Annotated in this window: 12 protein-coding genes; 6 read left to right on the top strand and 6 right to left on the bottom strand. The window is 69.3% G+C overall.

Annotated elements, in window-relative coordinates:
* Positions 1–12: 12 nt before the first annotated feature.
* From BKN51_RS08415 to BKN51_RS08430, 4 genes are read right to left on the bottom strand one after another with little or no spacing between them, the layout of a single operon-like run.
* Complete coding sequence (locus BKN51_RS08415) at positions 13–1,287, bottom strand: ATP-grasp domain-containing protein (RefSeq protein WP_101613117.1); 1,275 nt, start codon at positions 1,285–1,287, stop codon at positions 13–15.
* Positions 1,284–1,463 (bottom strand): MbtH family protein, encoded by a 180-nt coding sequence (locus tag BKN51_RS08420; RefSeq protein WP_101607084.1) that lies wholly within the window; start codon positions 1,461–1,463, stop codon positions 1,284–1,286. Before BKN51_RS08420 ends, BKN51_RS08415 begins: the two co-directional genes overlap by 4 nt.
* Positions 1,460–5,149: a non-ribosomal peptide synthetase gene (locus BKN51_RS08425; protein WP_101607085.1), complete on the bottom strand. Its 3,690-nt coding sequence runs from the start codon at positions 5,147–5,149 to the stop codon at positions 1,460–1,462. Before BKN51_RS08425 ends, BKN51_RS08420 begins: the two co-directional genes overlap by 4 nt.
* Positions 5,150–5,164: 15 nt before the next feature.
* Complete coding sequence (locus BKN51_RS08430) at positions 5,165–8,860, bottom strand: condensation domain-containing protein (RefSeq protein ID WP_217359064.1); 3,696 nt, start codon at positions 8,858–8,860, stop codon at positions 5,165–5,167.
* Positions 8,861–9,411: 551 nt separating this feature from the next.
* Between BKN51_RS08430 and BKN51_RS08435 the strand changes: the two genes are divergently transcribed.
* Entirely contained in the window at positions 9,412–11,130 is a 1,719-nt protein-coding gene (locus BKN51_RS08435; protein ID WP_255414913.1) for a non-ribosomal peptide synthetase, read from the top strand.
* A gap of 250 nt (positions 11,131–11,380) precedes the next feature.
* Positions 11,381–12,835 (top strand): M28 family peptidase, encoded by a 1,455-nt coding sequence (locus BKN51_RS08440; protein WP_101607088.1) that lies wholly within the window; start codon positions 11,381–11,383, stop codon positions 12,833–12,835.
* Between the two features lie 43 nt (positions 12,836–12,878).
* Here BKN51_RS08440 and BKN51_RS08445 read toward each other — a convergent pair whose 3' ends face one another.
* Positions 12,879–13,550: a hypothetical protein gene (locus BKN51_RS08445; protein WP_101607089.1), complete on the bottom strand. Its 672-nt coding sequence runs from the start codon at positions 13,548–13,550 to the stop codon at positions 12,879–12,881.
* 435 nt (positions 13,551–13,985) lie between these two features.
* Between BKN51_RS08445 and BKN51_RS08450 the strand changes: the two genes are divergently transcribed.
* Positions 13,986–15,233: an HNH endonuclease signature motif containing protein gene (locus tag BKN51_RS08450; RefSeq protein ID WP_101607090.1), complete on the top strand. Its 1,248-nt coding sequence runs from the start codon at positions 13,986–13,988 to the stop codon at positions 15,231–15,233.
* Positions 15,234–15,392: 159 nt separating this feature from the next.
* Positions 15,393–15,683 (top strand): aldo/keto reductase, encoded by a 291-nt coding sequence (locus tag BKN51_RS08455; protein WP_199193119.1) that lies wholly within the window; start codon positions 15,393–15,395, stop codon positions 15,681–15,683.
* On the opposite strand, the gene BKN51_RS08460 is transcribed toward BKN51_RS08455, so the two are convergent.
* Entirely contained in the window at positions 15,668–16,162 is a 495-nt protein-coding gene (locus BKN51_RS08460; protein WP_101607091.1) for a GNAT family N-acetyltransferase, read from the bottom strand. The two genes, BKN51_RS08455 and BKN51_RS08460, sit on opposite strands and share 16 nt — an antisense overlap.
* Before the next feature lie 95 nt (positions 16,163–16,257).
* On the opposite strand from BKN51_RS08460, the gene BKN51_RS08465 reads away from it, so the two are divergent.
* Complete coding sequence (locus BKN51_RS08465; RefSeq protein WP_101613118.1) at positions 16,258–16,995, top strand: phosphotransferase family protein; 738 nt, start codon at positions 16,258–16,260, stop codon at positions 16,993–16,995.
* A gap of 54 nt (positions 16,996–17,049) precedes the next feature.
* Complete coding sequence (locus BKN51_RS08470) at positions 17,050–18,015, top strand: hypothetical protein (protein WP_146044422.1); 966 nt, start codon at positions 17,050–17,052, stop codon at positions 18,013–18,015.
* Positions 18,016–18,130: the final 115 nt, after the last annotated feature.

Consider the following 18,130-nt stretch of genomic DNA (forward strand, 5'->3'; position numbering starts at 1 on the left):
TCCGGGTATTCGTCACAGGGCGCCGATCTCCGCGCCGCTGACGGCGCGCGGGCCGTCCTCGAAGGTGAAGCGGAAGACCAGCCGTCCGCTGATCGCCGCGGTCAGGCCCGCCAGTTCCGCGTGGTCGCCGACGCGGCCGATGGTCATGTCGAGTTCGTGGGTGTGCACCCCGCCGGGCAACGTGGCGCCGGGTTTGCCGAACGGGCGGTACACGCTCACCCCCGGCAGTTCGCGGACCCGCTCGCCCCCGTCGATGCCGTCCAGCACGCATTTGCGCCGCGGTGCCGGATGGAACTGCTGGAAGAACACCGCGTCCCGCGGCGGAGGCGGCACGTGGACGTCCTCGCCGAGGGCGATCCGCCCGCCGATCTCGATCAGGTTGACGCCGAGCGCGCGGATCGAAAGTTCGCTGATGCCACCGCCGAGCCGCCCGTTCACCTCGATCAGCCGGGGGCCGTCGGGGGTGAGCTTGAACTCGGTGTGGACCAGGCCGGTGGTGATGCCGAGCGCGGCGATCGCCCCGCGCGCGACGGCCTGCATCTCGTCGTCTTCGGCCCGCCCCAGCGGCGACGGCCAGAACCGGCCGGTCTCCCGGAACGGCGGCACCATCGGCAGTTTCCCGGTGACCGCGAGATCGTCGATCCGGCCTGCCACGACGACGTTCTCCACCGAGACGTAGTCGCCGAAGGCACCGCAATCCCGGCCGGGCAGGTACTCCTCCAGGATCAGCCCGCCCGACGGGTCGTAGCCGGGCGCGCCCTCCGAGAGCAGACGCCGGGCCAGCGCTTCGCCGTCGGTGCTGTCGTGGATCAGGTAGGTGTTCATGCTGGCGCCGCCGTACAGGGGCTTGAGCACGGCGGGCAGACCGGTCTCGGCGACCGCGGCCGCCCACTCGCCCGGCGTGGTGACGGGGTGGAAACGCACGGCGTCGACACCCGCGGCCCGCAACGCGGACCGCTGCTTCGCCTTGTCGGTCAGGTAGGTCAGCGTCTGCTCGCCCAGGTACGGCAGGTCGAGCGCGCGGGCGAGCTCCCCGGTCAGCCGGAGCGCTTTTTCGCTGTAGGTCACGATTCCCGCCGCGCCCCGCGCGGCCAGTTCCCGCGCGGCGCCGTCGACGGACTCGATCGCGGTGACCCGGCCGAACTGCTCCAGCAGCGGGCGCATCGCGGTGGTGTGCTCGTTGACCGGGATCGCGAACAGGCAGGGCGTCAACGACGCCAAGCCGACCGCGATCTCGCCCGGTGGCGCCGCGCCCTGGTCGTAGACGACGACGAGTGGTCCGGTCATCGGGCGGCCGCTCGCGCCGACGCCGGCCGGATGTCGGTCCACACGGTCGCTATGTGCGCGAGGCAGGCCTCCCTGGTGCCGCTGAAGCCCACTTCGCGCCAGCCCTCGGGCGGAGTGGTGGCGGCGGGCCACACGGAGTACTGCTCTTCGTGATTGACGACGACGGTGTAGTTCACGACTGGCTCCCGGTTCGAAGGGTCGGCAGGCTTTCGGTGAAGGCGTCGGCGAGCGCGCGGACCCGCTTGGCGGACAACAGATCCGCGCTGTGCAACCAGGACACGGACAACCGCGACCCGGCGAACACCGCGTAGCACTCCAGCGCGTACGGCCGGGGCATGGCGGGATCGCGGTCCGCGCCGGTGCCCTCGATGCGCACGGCACCGAGCGCGCCACCGTCCCGGCCGTCGGCCAGATAGGCCGGGGTGCCCCAGAAGTTGAACAGCAGCCGCGGTCTGGGCAGCGCCGTGAGCCGGGCCCGGACGTCCGCGTCGGGATGCAGGAACCGCGCCGTCTCGAAGCCGAATCCCCGGCCGGGCACCGAGCGGTGCAGCGCTGCGACGTCGTCCGTGCTCGCCGAAAGCGGCAACGCGAACGGGTAAGCCGAGTTGAAGTAGCCGACGATCCGGCTGGGGTCGAGGTCGAGGACGTCCTCACGGCCGTGCCCGCCGAGCTGGACCAGCGCCTCGCCGTCTTCGCCGGTCCACTCGCGCAACGCGGCGCCGAGCGCGCCGAGGAGGCATTCGTAGACCGAAAGCCCGCGTTCGCGCGCCGTCTCGGCGATCGCCCGGCTCGCCGCCTCGTCCAGGACGGTGCGGACGTCGCCGACGGCCCCTTCCACCCCGGCCAGGCCGTCCGGGACGACCTGGGCGCACCCCGACCAGTCCCGGTCGAGCCAGTGGCCGGCGCCGAGCCGGGCCGGATCGGTCCGCACGTAACCGGTCAAGGCCGCGGCCCACGCCGCCGGGGACGGGCCGGGACGCTCCAGCGAGCCGTCGTCGCCGTCGCGGAGGATCACGGACAGCTCGTCGGTGATCAGGTCCCAGGAGAACAGATCGACCATCAGGTGGTGGATCACGACGACCAGCCGGTCCGGGGCGTCGTCGATCCGCAGCAGGCCGAACCGCGCCACCGGGCCCGAGCGCAGGTCGAGCCCTTCGTGCAGGCCGGTGGCGGCTCGATGCGCCCGCTCGTCCACCTCGGCGGCCGGCACCCCGGTCAGGTCGATCTCGGAGACCGGCGGGGCTTCCGGCACCGCGTACTGACGCGGCTCGCCGGTCAGGTCCAGCCGCGAGCGCACCGCGGGATGCCGCCGGGCCAGCACCCGCACCGCGGCCGTGATCTCGCCGAGGTCGTAGTGGCGGCCGAGATCGTAGGAGACGCCGTGGTTCCAGTGATCCGGGTTCGGTACCCCACGAGCCAGGAAGGACTGCTGAGCGGGCGTGAGAGGACCACTGTCGCCGCCGTCCGATTCCGCCGGGTCCTCGAACGGGATGGCGACCTCGGCGAGCTTCTCCACCGTCGGGTGTTCCAGGATGTGCCGCGGCCGCAGCGTGATACCGCGCCGCTTGGCCTCCTGCACGATGCGGATCCCGACGATGGAGTCCCCGCCGAGCGCGAAGAAGCCGTGCCGGATCCCGATCTTGTCGGCCGTGGGCAGATGCGCCGCCCACACCTCGCACAACGTCTCCTCCACCGGCGTGCGCGGCGCGACGTACTCCTCGCGGGAGCGCTTTTCGGCGGCCACGGCCCGCAACGCCCGCCGGTCGACCTTGCCGTTCGCGTTCCAGGGCAAGGAATCCAGCACGATCACCTGGTTCGGGACCATGTAGTCCGGCAGCCGCTCGGCGGCGAACCGGCGCAGATCCTCGGCGTCGAGCGTGCCTCCGATCGAGGCGGTCGCGAAGGCGACCAGCCGGGCGAGACCGTGCTCGTCCAGCAACTCGACGGTGGCCCTCGCGACGTCGGGCGAGGTCTCCAGCAGATGTTCGATCTCGCCGATCTCGACCCGCCTGCCGCGGATCTTGACCTGGCTGTCGGCCCGGCCGAGCAGGACGACCGCGCCGTCCGCACGCCAGTAGCCGAGGTCACCGGTGCGGTACAGGCGGCCGCCGGGGGTGGTGGCGAAAGGATCCGGCACGAACGCCGACGCGGTCATGGCGGGTTCGCCGAGGTAGCCGCGGCCGACGCTGCGCCCGCCGATGTGGATCTCCCCGGTGACACCGGGCGGCACCGGCCGCTGGTCCGGGTCGAGGATGTGCACGGTGACGTTCGGCAGGACCAGCCCGATCGGCGTGTGCCGCGGCTCGTCGGGACCGACGGGGCCGCCCGTCGTGTCGTCGGCGACCTCGGCGGGACCGTAGGCGTTGAGCAGCGGGACGCCGGGCAGCTGGGCGTGCCAGCGGGCGGCCAGGCCGGGGCTCAGGACCTCACCGGTCGAGATCATCAGGTGCAGGTGCTCGCGCAGGCGCGCGGTGAGCGCGGGGTCGTCGCGGAGTTCGTCCAGCAGAACCGCGATGTAGGTCGGCACCAGCGCCAGGCAGCCGAACCGGTGCCGGACGGCGAGCGCGAGCAGTGCGGCCGGATCGCGGACGACGTCGTCGGGGACGACCCGCACGGTCGCGCCCGCGGTGAGCCCGGCGAACATCTGCCAGATCGACAGGTCGAAGGTCAGCGGCGCGGTCTGCGGGACAGTGGAGCCCGGTTTCAGCCCGTAGTCGGGCACCCGCGTGGCGAGCAGGTTGAGGAAGGACCGGTGCTCGATGCAGGCGCCCTTGGGGCGCCCCGTCGAGCCGGAGGTGAAGATGGCGTAGGCGAGGTCGTCCGGCTCGGGCGCCGGACCGAGGTCGGCGACGTCTCCCGCGGGCGCGTTTCGCAGCTCCGCCAGGTCGAAGCGCGGTCGCCCGGACGCGCCCGCCACGCCGGGGACGGCGATCAGCGCGTCCGCCCGGCGGATCAGATCCGCCTGCCGCGCCGGGGGAGTGGCCGGGTCGACCGGCATGTACGCGGCGCCCGCGAAGAGGATCCCGACCGCCGTCACCAGGAACCAGGCGTCACGCGGGGCGGCCAGCGCGACGAGGCTTTCCTTGCCGATGCCTTCGGCCCGCAGGCGCACCGCGATCGCGGTGGCGTGACGGCACAGGTCGGCATAGGTGAACGACTCGATGTCGTCCTCCACGGCCAGTGCGTCAGGCGCCTGCCGGAGCACGAGTTCCCGGTACGGAACGGTGCTGTCCAACGGTTCGGCCTCGTTGAACCCGGCGAGCAGTGCCGTCGTGGCGTCGTCGAGCACACCCAGTTCGCTGACCGTCCGGCCCAGGTCGTGCAGGCCCTCCTCCAGCACGACACCGATCCCGTCGACCAGGTACCGCAGGCGTGCCGGATCGGCGATCGTCGAGCCGGCACGGATTCCGCGCGCGTCGCAGGCGAGAGCCAGCGGGGCGGTGCCGGGCCGATCGCCCCAGACCAGCTCCAGTGTGCGGCTGTCGCCGGGAGTCTCGTGCGCCATCGCTTCGGCGACCGCGGTGCGCACCTCGCCGAGCCATTCCTGGACGGTCAGTTCCGGCCGGGGCCGGAGGAACAGCGGGAACCGCTCACCCGAAGGAGGTCCGGCCAGCAGCGTGATGCCCTGGTGCGCACCGAAACGGCGCAGCACGACGGCGGTCGCGGCCGCGACGACGGTCCAGCCGAGGACGGGGTCGCCACCGGTGATCGCGGCCAGCCGGGCGGCCGCGCGCGCGGACCAGTCGGCGGAGGCTTCGGCCCGCTCGGTGCCGAGCGCGTCGAAGAGCCCCGCGACGGCGGTGTCACCGTCGCGCACTTCGCCGTCGTCGCGGCTCGTCAACGGGCTGATACTGGTGCTCATACCGCTCCCTCGGACTCAGAACCGGAAATCGGGCAAGGCGACGGCGGCCGGTGCGGTGCCGGTCAGCTCCAGGAGTGACTCCTTCTCGCCGTTCTCGGCCAGCCGCCGCAACAGGGCTTCGAAGTCCGCGATCCACCCTTCGACGGTCGCGCGCTCGAAGAGGTCGGCCGCGTACTTGACGCGGCCGCGCAGTTCGCCGCCGTACTCCAGCACCGACACGCTGACCGGGTACGCGGGCGCCGACGGGTCGACGTCGAGCAGTTCGACGCCGGGACCGCCGTCGCCGAAGGACTCCGTGATCGGCTCGACCCCCGCGTGGTAGGCGAAGTTGGTCGCGGCGAGCATGGCGCTGCCTCCCGGATGCGCCAGCCGCACGATGCGGTCGGTGGGCAGTTCGGCGTGCGCGAGCGCGGCGAGCTGGGACCGGCGGACGTCGGCGAGGTGGTCGCGGAAAAGGGCTTCGGGCAAGGGTTTCGAGCGGATCGCGACGGTGTTGACGAAGCAGCCGACCACGTCCTCGTCCCGGCGCTCGCGGCCGCTCACCGGGATGGCGACGCTCTGGTCTCGCACGCCGGTGATCTGCCACAACAGGACCGACCACGCGGCCAGCAGCACCATGTTCACCGTCGCGCGCTCGCGGCGGGCGAGTTCCTTGAGCCCGTCGAACAGGGCGTCGTCCAGCTCCAAGGGCAGCACGCCGCCCGAGCCGGGCACGATCGCCCGTTCCGGGTGGCCGGTGGGCAGGGCCACCTCGGGCGCGCCGCCGAGGTAATCCGTCCAGAACCGGGTGAGCTGTTGTCCGCGTTCGCCCGCCAGAGCCTCGTTCTGTTCGCGCACGAGGTCGAAGTAGGTCCGGGCGGGTATGTCGTCCGACGGCCCGCGCGTCAGTTCGGCCAGCAGGATCCGCCAGGACCAGCCGTCGCAGAAGAGGTGGTGCACGGTCAGCGCCAGCGCGTCCCGTTCGGTGTCGGCGAACCGGATCCGGACGAGCTGGGCCCGGACCGGCCGCTCATAGGGCGAAAGCGCCGGACTGATGAGCTCCGCCAGGCCCGCTTCCAGATCCGCTCGCGCGTCGGCGTACGACAGGCGGGAGAGGTCGAGCCGGACTTCTTCCAGTGCGACGGTCCTGCCCGTCTCCACTACCTGACATGGGCCGGATTCGGTGTCCCGTAAGACAGTGCGCAGCATCGGATGCCTGCGGACCAGCTCCGCCAGCCGCTCGCCGACGGCCGCCGTATCGACGACGCCGTCGAACAACAGGATCTCCGGAACGTTGTAGGCGTTCGAGTCCGGGTCGAGCTGTCCGGCTGCCCAGATCGAAAGTTGCTGTCCGGAAAGCGGTCCGGTTTCGGCGGTCGGCACGCTCGTCGCGGGTGACGGCGCCGCGGAAATCTCGGCGGGGATCTCGGCGGCGACGGCTTCGGCGATCCCGCTGATCTCGGTGTGGTCGAACAGATCGAGCACTTCGATGTCGGTGCCGAAGTGCTCGTTGATCCGGCTGACCAGCTGTGCGCCGTTGAGCGAATCGCCGCCCAGCGCGAAGAAGTCGTCGTCCAGCGTGGTGTCCGGCTCCTTGAGCACCGCGCGGACGAACTCGAGAACCTGGTCCGCCACCGACAGTTCCGGTGTTTCGGCGGAATCGGGGGAAGGCGGTGTCGTCTCCAGGGGCCAGCAGTGCTCGTCGAGCAACGGCGCGACCGGGAGCCGGGCCCGCAGTGGCGGAGGTGGCACCGCGGCCCGCAGGTCCAGCTCGAACCCGAGCAGGTACAACACGCGCAGCAACTCCGCAGGGGTGGAGACCGGCCGCAGGTTCGCGGCCGGACGGAGCTCGCGGATCGCGGTGCTGAGCGCGCCGCCGGGCGCGAGATCGAGAACGATCGTCCCGTCGGGAACGGAGGCCAGCGCGGCACCGAGTTTCGTGACGTCCGGCTTCGCGGCGCCGGACGCGTGGGCCAGCACCAGGGCCGGGGCGACCCCCAGATCGGTGACGATCGCGCGGAGACCGGCCGCGTGGATCTCCGCCCGCGCGGCGGGCGACCAGGTCGCGGCAGGTTCGGCTGCGGCCGGGGCGGTGGCCGTGGCGAATCCGCGATAGTCGCGGGCCCAGTCCAGCAACGTCTTCGTGTCAGCGGGCGCGGGGACGCCGCCGACGGCCAGGACGACCGGCGGCGGGGTGGCCACGGCGGTCTCGTCCGGCTCGCTCCCGAGCTCCCGCAGCAACTCGTTCCGGTCGCGGACGACCCACGCGGCACGGTGCGCGAAGTGCTCGCGGCCGACGGCGAGTTGCCGGGCGAGGTCGCCGACACCGGGGGCACCCGCCTGCGACATCACCGAGCGCAACTGTCCGGTGAGGGACCGCAGCCCGGCCTGATCGCGGGCGGAGACCAGGATCACGGACTCACGGTCCGATGTGGACGGTGAGGACGGCCGCGGGCCTTCCTCCAGCACGACGTGCACGTTGGTGCCGCTGAGCCCGAAACTGCTGATGCCCGCGATCCTCGGCGACCCGTCCGCCGGCCACGGCCGGACGTCACCGACGACCTGGACGGGGCCCGATGCCCAGTCCGCCAAGGGATTGGCCTCGCGGAAGTGCGCGGTCGGGAACAGCTGACCCGCCCGGAACTGGGCGAGGACCCGGAGCAGCCCGGCGAATCCGGCCATGCAGTCCAGATGACCGAAGTTGCCCTTCGCGGAGGAGATCGGGATCCGCCCGGCGTACCCGGGCCAGTTCGCGACGGCCTGGCTGATGCCCTGCAGTTCGATCGGGTCACCGATCTTGGTCGCCGTGCCGTGCGCTTCCAGGTAGCCGATGTCCGCGGGTTCGACGGCGGCGTCACGCCATGCCTTCGTGATGACCTCGGCCTGCCCGGCGGGGCTGGGGGAGGTGAGGCCGTTCGCGCGCCCCGCGTCCTGGTTGACGGCGCTGCCGAGGAGGACCGCGTGCACGGTGTCCCCGTCCCGGCGGGCGTCGGAAAGCCTTTTGAGGACCACGAAACCGCCGCCCTCGCCGAACGTGGTGCCGTCGGCGTCCGCGTCGAACGGACGACAGCGCCCGGTCGGCGACAGCACGCCGAGGCCGTCGCCGTTCTCGGGACGGCGTGGCGGTGGTCCGAGAATGAGCTCGAAACCACCCGCCAGGGCGAGGTCGTGCTCACCGTTGGCCAGTTTCCGGCGGGCTTCGTGCAGCGCGACCAGAAAGGACGAACAGGCCGTGTCCACGACCGTGGCGGCGCCCCGCAGGTCGAGGTGATACGCGATCCGGCCCGCGGAATAGGCGGGCATGCTCCCGATCACCGCGGGCCCGTCGGTCGCGCGATCGCCGGGAAGCAGTTCTCGCAGCGTCGGTTCGGTTCCGCCGTACGCGGCGACGACCACGGAGGTGTCGCTGCCCCGCAGCTCGGCGGGCGCGTAACCGGCGTCCCCGAGCGCGCCGACGGCGAGGTGCAGCATCCGCCGTTGCCGCGGGTCGATCAGTTCGGCGTCCGCTCGCGAGATCCCGAAATACCGGGGGTCGAAACCGGTGATGTGGTTCAGCCACGCACCGGGCTGGCCGGAGGAATCCGGCGCCAGCCCCGTTTCCCCGGCCCGGTCGCCGGGCATCTGCCCGACGCGATCGGTACCGGAGCGGAAGAGTTCGGTCAACGATTCCCACTCGGTGAGCCCCGGTAATTCGAAGGACACCCCGATGATCGCGACAGAAACGTCGGCCACGCCTGACACGAATTCTCCTCGCTCTCGGATATCGGTTCAATCGGCGCTCGCCGGGCACGGTGAATACCAGGTCGCGGCATGCGGCGGCCTGCTGATCGGCGATTAATCGATTACCCGCTCGGCTGTACCTGCACGTTCGTGAGCAGGACGGATGGCGAGCTGCCTTGCCCCCTGTTCCCCAGTAAGTCCGCCGCATCGCGACGTGATTCGACTGTAACATCGTCGCAGTCCTCGTCAAGGCGCCCGATCGGGATCGTGGTGTTGATTAAACGTGAAGATCCGGATCGGGTGAGGATGCTCCCAGAGATCTGACCGGGAATAATCGGGAAGTGATTACTCCGGACGATCGATAAGCCCCAGTGAAGTGCTGTATTTGTGTTACGCTCGCATTCGGTCCTGCCGCTCCTGCTCAAATTGAAGATACACGCGATGCCGTGCGCGTCAGCAGAGTCGGACTGTTTTCACGAGAATGGAGTAGGCGAGTGTCGACGTTACCCGTGCGGGAGAACTGCGCATCGACAGTGGTGGAGCTGGTCCGGGACATCATTTCAGTGAATGGGACCCGCCCCGCCGTGCGCCACGGCGGAAAGACGTTGAGCTATGCGGAACTGGGCTCCGCCGCAGGTGGCGCGGCAGAAAGCCTGCGCGAACTCGGGGTCCGGCCGGGTTCGGTAGTGGCCATTCTCGTGGATCGGTCACCCTTGTCGGTGGTGGGTGTGGCGGCCGCCTGGGCGGTCGGCGCCGCTTATGTCCACCTCGAAAGTGCGCATCCCGATTCCCGCATCTCGGAAGTACTCGAGCTCGCGGGACCCATGGCGATAATCACCGATTCACACAACGAAAGTAGGGTTCCCTCGGTCTTACGGGAGCGAACAGTCGTGGTCGAACGCACACCGCCCGCCCCCTATCGCGTCGATCCCGGCCGGACACCGGAAGAACTCGCTTACCTGGTATTCACCTCGGGTTCGTCCGGGAAGCCGAAGGCGGTCGAGGTCACCCACGGCGCGGTGACGAATTACCTCGAGGGTTTCACCAAGGGTTTGGCCGGACTGGAAATCGGCAGCTACGGCCTGGCCACGACCTTCGCGGCCGACCTGGGCAAAGTCTCGGTGTACGGCGCCTTGCTCACCGGTGCCCGGCTCGACATCTACGACCGCGAGACCATCCTGGACCCGGTGGCCTTCGCCGCGGAGATCCGGGAGCATCCGGTCGACTGGGTCACGCTGGTGCCGTCCCAGATGGAGGCGATCGCCGGCACGGGCGACGTCGCCGACGTGCTGCCCGCCCGGGCGGTCATGCTCGCCGGGGAGGCGTTCCCACCCAGACTCGCCGAAGCCATCCTGGCCGCGAGGCCGGATCTCAAGGTCTACAACGGATACGGCCCTTCCGAGGCCACGATCGTGGTGACCATGCACGAGGTCCGGGTCGAGTCCGGCGCCGTCAGGGTACCGATCGGCCTGCCCTTGTCGGGTACCGAATTCCGGGTGCTGGACGAGCGGCGCGCGTCCGTCCCGGACGGTGAGCCCGGTGTCCTCCACATCGGAGGGGCGTCACTGGCCCGCGGCTACCGGAACGACCCCGGGCTGACCGCGGCGAAGTTCCCCGAGGTCGAGGGGACCCGTTTCTACTGCACGGACGACGTCGTCGTGCGGCGCGAGGGAGGGGAACTGGAGTACCTCGGCCGCGCCGACGGCCAGCTGAAGATCCGCGGTCACCGTATCGAGCCGGGCGAGGTCGAGGCCGCCTTGCTCGCCCTGCCCGGGATCCGGCAGGCGGTGGTCGCGGGCGAACGATCCGCGGAAGGACCGCTGGAACTGGCCGCCTACGTGGTCGGCCCGGAAAACCCCGCCGGGCTGGGGAAGAAGCTGCTGGAGCGGCTGCCGCCCGAACTGGTGCCCAGCCGCTTCCGCCTGGTCCCCCGGATCCCGGTCACGGTCAACGGCAAGGTCGACACCGCGGAACTGCGCGCCCTCGCCGCGGAACCGTCTGACCTGCGAAACGAGCCCGCCGAACCGCCGGAATCGCCGGACGAACACGTCATCGCCCGGGTGTGGTGGGAGGTATTGGGGCGGGCCGACATCGGGCGGAGCGACCGATTCCTGGAGAGCGGCGGAGACTCGTTCAAGGCGCTGGCCGTATTCGCGCGGCTGCGCAAACATTACCCCGGAATCACCATCGCCCAGCTCTTCGACCAGCCGACCATCGCCGATTTGGCCAAAGCGCTGGGTGGTACTGCACCGGTGGCGTTCGTACCCGTTGTCGAACTTTGATCAGCCGACAGAAATATCACCGGCGGTAGTCGGCCCCGGGTGGCGGAACACCACTTTGGCGGTATAGACCACCGCCCGGCGCTGCTTATCCTGCTCCGGGGTCGCCCACGGATAGCGGGCGGCTATCATCTGGCGCACTGGGGAGTACGTCCGAAATCGCACCGGCGGGTTACCGGTGCGATTTCGGTTGCGCGCGTTCCCGGTGCCACAGTGGCGACACCACCGAGATGAACAATGGGGGTACCACAGCATGAGGAAATCACGATTCAGGAAGGCGACGGCCGTTCTCGCCGCCGCCCTGCTGGTCATACCGCAATTGGCCACGAGTACGGCGCAGGCGACCGGCGGAGGACCCGCGAACTGGCTGGCCGAACGTATGTCGGACCAGGTCACCGGCGCGAATTCGGCTCGCCACCTGCGCGAATTGATGGCCGCGACGGCGGCGAACGGCGGCCACCGCGATTCGGCGTCGCCGGGCTACACCGCCTCGGCGGATTATCTGACCGGAAAACTCCGGGCCGCGGGCTACCAGGTCCAACGCCAGGAATTCTCTTTCCGTGACTACGCCATCCACTCCGAACGTGCGGAAGTGGTTTCGCCGAACGCCCGCACGCTGCGGCCGCTCATCGTCAGGTTCGCCGTCTCCACGCCGGCTGAAGGGCTGACCGCGACCGTCGCCGTGCCCGCCGTCAAGGACACCGGCTGCACTGCCGAGGACTACGCGGGACAGGACGTGCGGGGCAAGATCGTCCTGGTCAGGGTCGGGGACTGCTTCATCACGCAGAAGCAGAACACCGCCGCGGCCGTGGGCGCGGCGGCCATGCTGATGAACGCGGACTCGCCGAACCCCGATCTCAACCTCCGCTACCGGATGGTTCCGCCCGAGGACGCCAAGATCCCGTCGGCGACCCTGCCCCGCGGTGAATCCGAACGGCTCGCCGCCGACGTGGCCGCCGGCCCGGTCACCGTCCGGCTCGACCTGCGCGGACAGGACTCGACCACCAAGACGTTCAACCTGCTGGCCGACACCCCGACCGGCCGCGCGGACAACACGATCGTCATGGGCGCGCACCTGGACAGCGTGGACACGACGCCCGGCGCCAACGACAACGGCGCCGCCGCCGCGACCGTGCTGGAGACGGCGCTGCAGCTCAAGCGCTACGCGCCGTTGCTGCGCAACAAGGTTCGCTTCGCCTGGTGGGCGGCGGAGGAGAAGGGCCTCTCCGGGTCGCAGTACTACGTCGACCAGTTGAGCCCGGAACAGCGGAAGCAGACCGCCCTGTACCTGAACCTGGAGATGATCGGCTCGCCGAACTTCGCCCGCCAGGTCTACAGTGGACAGACGCCCGAAGGGCCTGCCCCGGCCGGCTCCGCGAAGATCTCGCAGCTGGTCCACGGCTACTTCGCCGACCAGAAGCTCCCGACCGTCGATCTGGTGCTGGACGGTCGATCCGACCACACCGCGTTCGTCAACGCCGGGATCGCCGCCGGTGGCGTGAACGCGGGCTCGGACCGGTTGAAGTCCGCGGAGTGGGTGAAGCTGTTCGGCGGCGTCGAAGGGCAGATGCTGGATCCCTGCTACCACCAGGGATGCGACGGCTACAGCAACGTGAACCAGACCATCTTCGACCAGTTCAGCCGGTCCATGGCATGGGCGGTCGGCCGGTTCGCGATCACGACGGCGGATATCAACGGCCGCAAGTGAGCCTGAAGTGACGGCGGCGGGCGCTCACGGGCGCCCGCCGCGGTCAGGTGACGGGTAGTGGAACCGGTTCGTCGTCGGTGGGGATGATCGGGACGGCCTTCGGGAGGATGGGGCGGCCGGTCATGAACCACGAAAGCCCGAACGCCACCACGCCCAGGGTCTCCCACCAGAACACCCAGGATGTGGCGGTTCGGAGGTCGTCGCTGGTCGTCGCGATCACCAAGGCGGAACCGGCGACCGAGAGGAGGATCAGGCCGCCGCAGATGCGGTGGGCCCATTGCCTCCAGCGTGCTGGTGTGTAACCCGTGCGGTGTCGGGCGAACAGGATCGACAGGGCCGCCAGCAGCACGAAGAGCCCTGCGGCGCATATCAAGTGGATCACGGCTGTTGCTGGGCGTTCGGTCGCGTTCTCAGGGGCCGTCGGGAACAGCCCGACCGCGATGGCGAGGATTCCGGCGAAGGTCGCGATCCAGTTGTCCGCCTTGCCGAGCCGGTAGGCCAGCAGAAACACCCCGAAGGCGAACATGCTGCCGACGAACCAGTCCTGCATTCCGGTGTGATAGTACGCGCTGATCGACGGGCGCAGCGGCAGGCCGAACAGCAGGTAGCCGCCCAGGCCGAGCACAATCGGCAGAACCAAGCCGATCGTCCCCACGAGCCTGCGGAGGACGGAGTAGGTGATCAGGGTGCCTTGGTAAGGCTCGAGCGCGTTCATGACGGTCTCCTCTCGTGCCAGGAAGTCGTCCGACGGGAGTAAGTGGTTAACGGCCGTTCGGGTGAACCGCTTCAAGGGCGCGGTTTGATGCAAACGAACGTTCTGGCTAGCTTGTGGGTCGCCTGGACGCGATCGCGGGCTGCCGGGAGTCCGTTGGCAGGGAAGGAAATCCCGACACGATCCGGTTCGGTCCGGCTGCACCGGGGCTGTCGCGTATGGACTTTGGTGGTGTCGGTTCTGTGGGAGCCCGACGACGTCGAGTCAGGGACTTCCCGGTTTCGAGTGGTCGTGGACCGTTCCTCCCGCAATGCTGCTCGGGTGCTCGCGACTTGTGACCGAGCGGCTTCGCCAAATCACCCTTCAGTGGCTTTTATTCGGTTCATTGTTGCTTAAAGTACGAACACCTGTTCGATAGATGTGCGGTATTATTGTGGGGTGTCCGAGGCCTTTGTTCCCGAGTTGCCGCAGGAGTTGTGGCGCGCTGGCAAGCTGGAGCTTGCTCATGGCGTGCAACAGTTTCTGCAGGTGGTGCGGGTCGCCTCCGCCGGTTTGGGGCGGTATCTGGCGGAGATTGATTCTCGTGGCGCGAAAGACTTATACGGTTATGGGACAACGGTGGCGTGGTTCGCCGATATCGCCGGACTGAGCCAGGGCGAGGCGCGGCCGTATGTGAAGCGTGCTGTCGATCTGAATCCGACGCGTGGCTTGGATGGCACGGAGATCCCGGCCTTCGCACCGGCGACAGCTGTTGCGGCGGCGGACGGCGCGATCGGCGAGGAACGGATCAAGCAGATCGTGGAGATCCTCCGGAAAATCCCCGCCGAGGTATCGGTGGAGGATCGGGAGCACGCGGAGACAACCCTCGCCGATCTCGCCCGGAAGGCGGGTCCCCAGCAGGTGTCGGATCTCGGGGACCAGCTGCTGGGCTGGTTGGATCCGGACGGCAAGGAACCCAAAGATCCCGAACCCGCCCAGCCCCGCCGGGAAGTCACCCTGGAACGCCGCAAAGACGGCTACTGGACACTGAACGGCCTCCTCGACGACGAGTTGGGTGCCCGCACCGCGGCCGTGCTTGAGGCGTATGCGAAGCCTCGACCGATGGACGAGTTCGGCCAAGCCGATCTGCGCACGAAGGCCGAGCGTCAGGGCGATGCCTGGGCCGAGCTGCTGGACTTGGCGGTCGCGTGCCCGGATCAGCCTGGGACCAGCGGCTACCGGACGTTGATCCACGTCACCATTGGCCTCGACGAGCTGAAGTCCGGTCTGGGCACGGCGTGTGTGGACTTCGTCGGAAAGATGACCGCCCGCGAGGCACGGATGGCGGCCTGCGACTGCCTGATGCTCCCGGTGGTGATGAACGCGGCTGGTGAGCCGCTGGACGTGGGACGGCTGAGACGGTTCGTCACCCCCGGCCAGCGCCGGGCACTCAACATCCGTGACCGGGGCTGCGCGTTCCCGGGGTGTCATCGCAGGCCAAAGAACTGTCACGCCCACCACATTCATCACTGGGCAGACGGCGGCCCCACCGACCTCCGCAACCTCGTGCTGCTGTGCGGTTTCCATCACCGGCTGATCCACCACGGGGATTGGGAAGTCCGGATGGCCGGGGATGGACTACCGGAGTTCATCCCGCCGCAGTATCTGGATCCGTTGCGAAGATCGCGGCGTAACACCCACGCTTGACCCGAGGAGCCCGTCGGCCACGCCGGCGACGGGCCCCTCGGCATGCCCGCATCACGCAAAACCCGGGCAAACGGGGCAACGCCAGCTCGTCAACTTTCAGTGGTGCTGGTCTTGCGGGGCTAGTGGCGGAGCGCGAGGGCGCCTTCGTCCAGGCAGCAGATTGCCGACGACAAAGGAGCCACGCCGGCCCAGATCGCTCTCGCCTGGGTGCTGGCGCAGAAGCCGTGGTTCGTGCCGATCCCTGGCACCACCAAGCCGCAACGTCTGGAAGAGAACCTGGGCGCACTCGACGTCGAGCTGACAACCGGCGATCTACAACGGATCGAAGAGGCGCGGCCGACATTCGGATCCAGGGCGAACGTGTCCCTGCGCAGTCGCAGTCACGGTTCGGCCGCTGAACCCCTGCGCGAACGCGAGAACACCCGCCTTCACGGTCAGATCCTCTTGTGAAAGCACACCCGATCATGACCAGGCCCGTCGTAGTCGCCGTGCAGGGGAAGCCCGTCGACCACCCGGTCCCCGGGTTCGAGCGCGAACCCCATGGCGCGGTGAAAGGCGATCGATCCGGTGTTGCCCGGCGAGGTGATCGCCCGCACCTCCGTCCGGCCGGCCTCGGCGGCACGCTGGAAGAAGGTCGTGTACAGACGGCGAGCGGTGCCTTGTCCGCGAAGCTTCGGGTCCACTCCAACGAAATGGATGTACGCCTCCACGTCATTGTCGGCGGCGTAGAAGCCGACAAGGAAAGCCCTGACACCGGTTTCGTCCTCCAGGACCAGGCTCGTGCCGGAGAAGAACTGCAAGAACAGCTTGGGGAGCAAGAGGGAGAGTTCTCGCGCCTGCGCGGGAGTGCGTGAGTCGCCCCACCACCGGTGCACCCGGTCGACGATCGCGCCGTGGTCGGTCACGCGGGCTTGCCGCAGCTCGGACATGCCGCTCCCTCCCGGAGATGATCTCGGCCGACACCGTTGTACCAGGGACCATAAATACGGCGACGTCCGCGTTCTTCCCGGTGACAATGGCCGTCATGGCGGAGGTCGAGGTCGTTGTCGCACACCACGAGTGCGCGACGCTGCGGGTCGGTGAGCTGTTCCTGAAGATCGACACCGATCAGGCACGCGCCGATGTCGAGGTCGAGGCGATGAGCCTGGCGCCGATCCCGACTCCGGAGGTGCTGTGGCGGAAGCCGCCCGTGCTCGCGCTCGCCGCGCTGCCCGGCAGGGCGCTCGGCCGTCTCGGCGAGCCGTCCACCGCGTCGCCGGAGGCCTGGGCCGCGGCGGGGGCCGCCGTGCGGAGAGTGCACGACGCGCCCTTGCCCCCGTGGCCAGGCCGGAGTCCTGGCGATTTCGCGGCAGACCTCGACAGGGAATGCGAGTGGCTCGTCGCGAACAGCGTCCTGCCTGCCGACCTGGTCACGCGCAACCGCGAGATCGCCGAGGCCGCGCTCCGGCCGTGGACGCCGGTGTTCATCCACGGTGACCTGCAGATCGCGCACGTCTTCACCGACGGAGACGAGATCACCGGTGTGCTCGACTGGACCGAGGCCGCCCGGGGCGACGCGCTGTTCGACCTCGCCACCTTGACGCTCGGACACGAGGAGCACCTCGGCGACGTGATCGACGGCTACGGTGCCGACGTCGACCTCGACGTGATCCGCGCGTGGTGGTCGACGCGCAGCCTGCTGGGGATCCGCTGGCTGGTCGAGCACGGCTTCGATCCGGCCGCGCCGGGCTGCGAGATCGACGTCTTGAAATCCGGAATGTAGCTGTACCGCCATGGCGTCTCGACTTTGTTCCCGTGATCACCTGAGTATCAGGGGATGGGTGGAGGATTCTGGCGGGATCTGGGCGCATTGGGCAGGTCCGCGGGGCTGGCCGGTCCGGTGCGGGGGGTCCGGCGCCGCGCGGCGGAGTACGTCGCGGCGTATGGCGGGGTGGTCGCCCCGATCGTCGATGCCGCGGTGGGTGACCCTGGGCTGCGTGAGCATGTGGGACGCTCGCTTTGTTCGGCGGGCGCCAAGGCCGGTTTTCTGATCCAGGGATACACGACGATGGCCGGGGTGCCGTTCAGAGCGGATTTGGCGGTACTCGGAGGCGCGGTCGCGCGGTTGTACGACGACCTGCTCGACGAATTCGGCTCCGAGGAGCTTGTCCGGAGATTGTCCGTGCTGTTCGACGGCGGCCCGTTCTCGCCACGCAACGATGTCGAGCGGCTCTTGTGCGAGCTCTATCGCGAGGTGGAACGGCGGCTCGGCCGTGGCCGGGACGATCCGATCTTCGCGGCGTTGACGGCGGTGCACGAACATCAGGCACGATCCCGCCAGCAGAGTGATCCGGCGATCCCGGCGTTGACGTTGGCGGAGATCACCGAAGCCAAGGGCGGGGCGGCGATCGTCGTGCTGTTCGCGTTGATGCGGCCGTCGATGAGCGACCGCGAAATGTCGTTGATCCGCGACGTGGGCGGTGTGCTGCAGCTGCTCGACGACTATCAGGACGTGGCGCTGGACCGGCAGGCCGGGGTGGTGACGGCCGCCGTCCGCGGCGAGGTGACCTTGAGTGACATCTGTCGGCTGTTTCGGGTGATGCGGAGGCCGCTCAGCGACTACTATGGGCGCATTCGACCCTTTTCCGCGGTGCTCTACGCCATTCTGTGGATAGCCTTTCTCCGGCTGCACTGGCCAGGATTGGGGGTCGGCGGACCGCCCGCGTCCACGCCGTTCGGCGTGCTGGTGCGGCCGGGCGACAATCTGGTGCAGAAGGCAGGACAGCGGCGACACGGGAATTGATCAGCGGTTCGACGGTCGGAGGATGGTGAGAATGGTGCCGGACAGCGCCCCCTTCGAACCGATTACGCTCCGTCCCGATCTTGCGATACCGCTGCCGCCTTCCCGCTGGGGAACC

Source organism: Amycolatopsis sp. BJA-103 (assembly GCF_002849735.1).
Taxonomy (GTDB): Bacteria; Actinomycetota; Actinomycetes; order Mycobacteriales; family Pseudonocardiaceae; genus Amycolatopsis.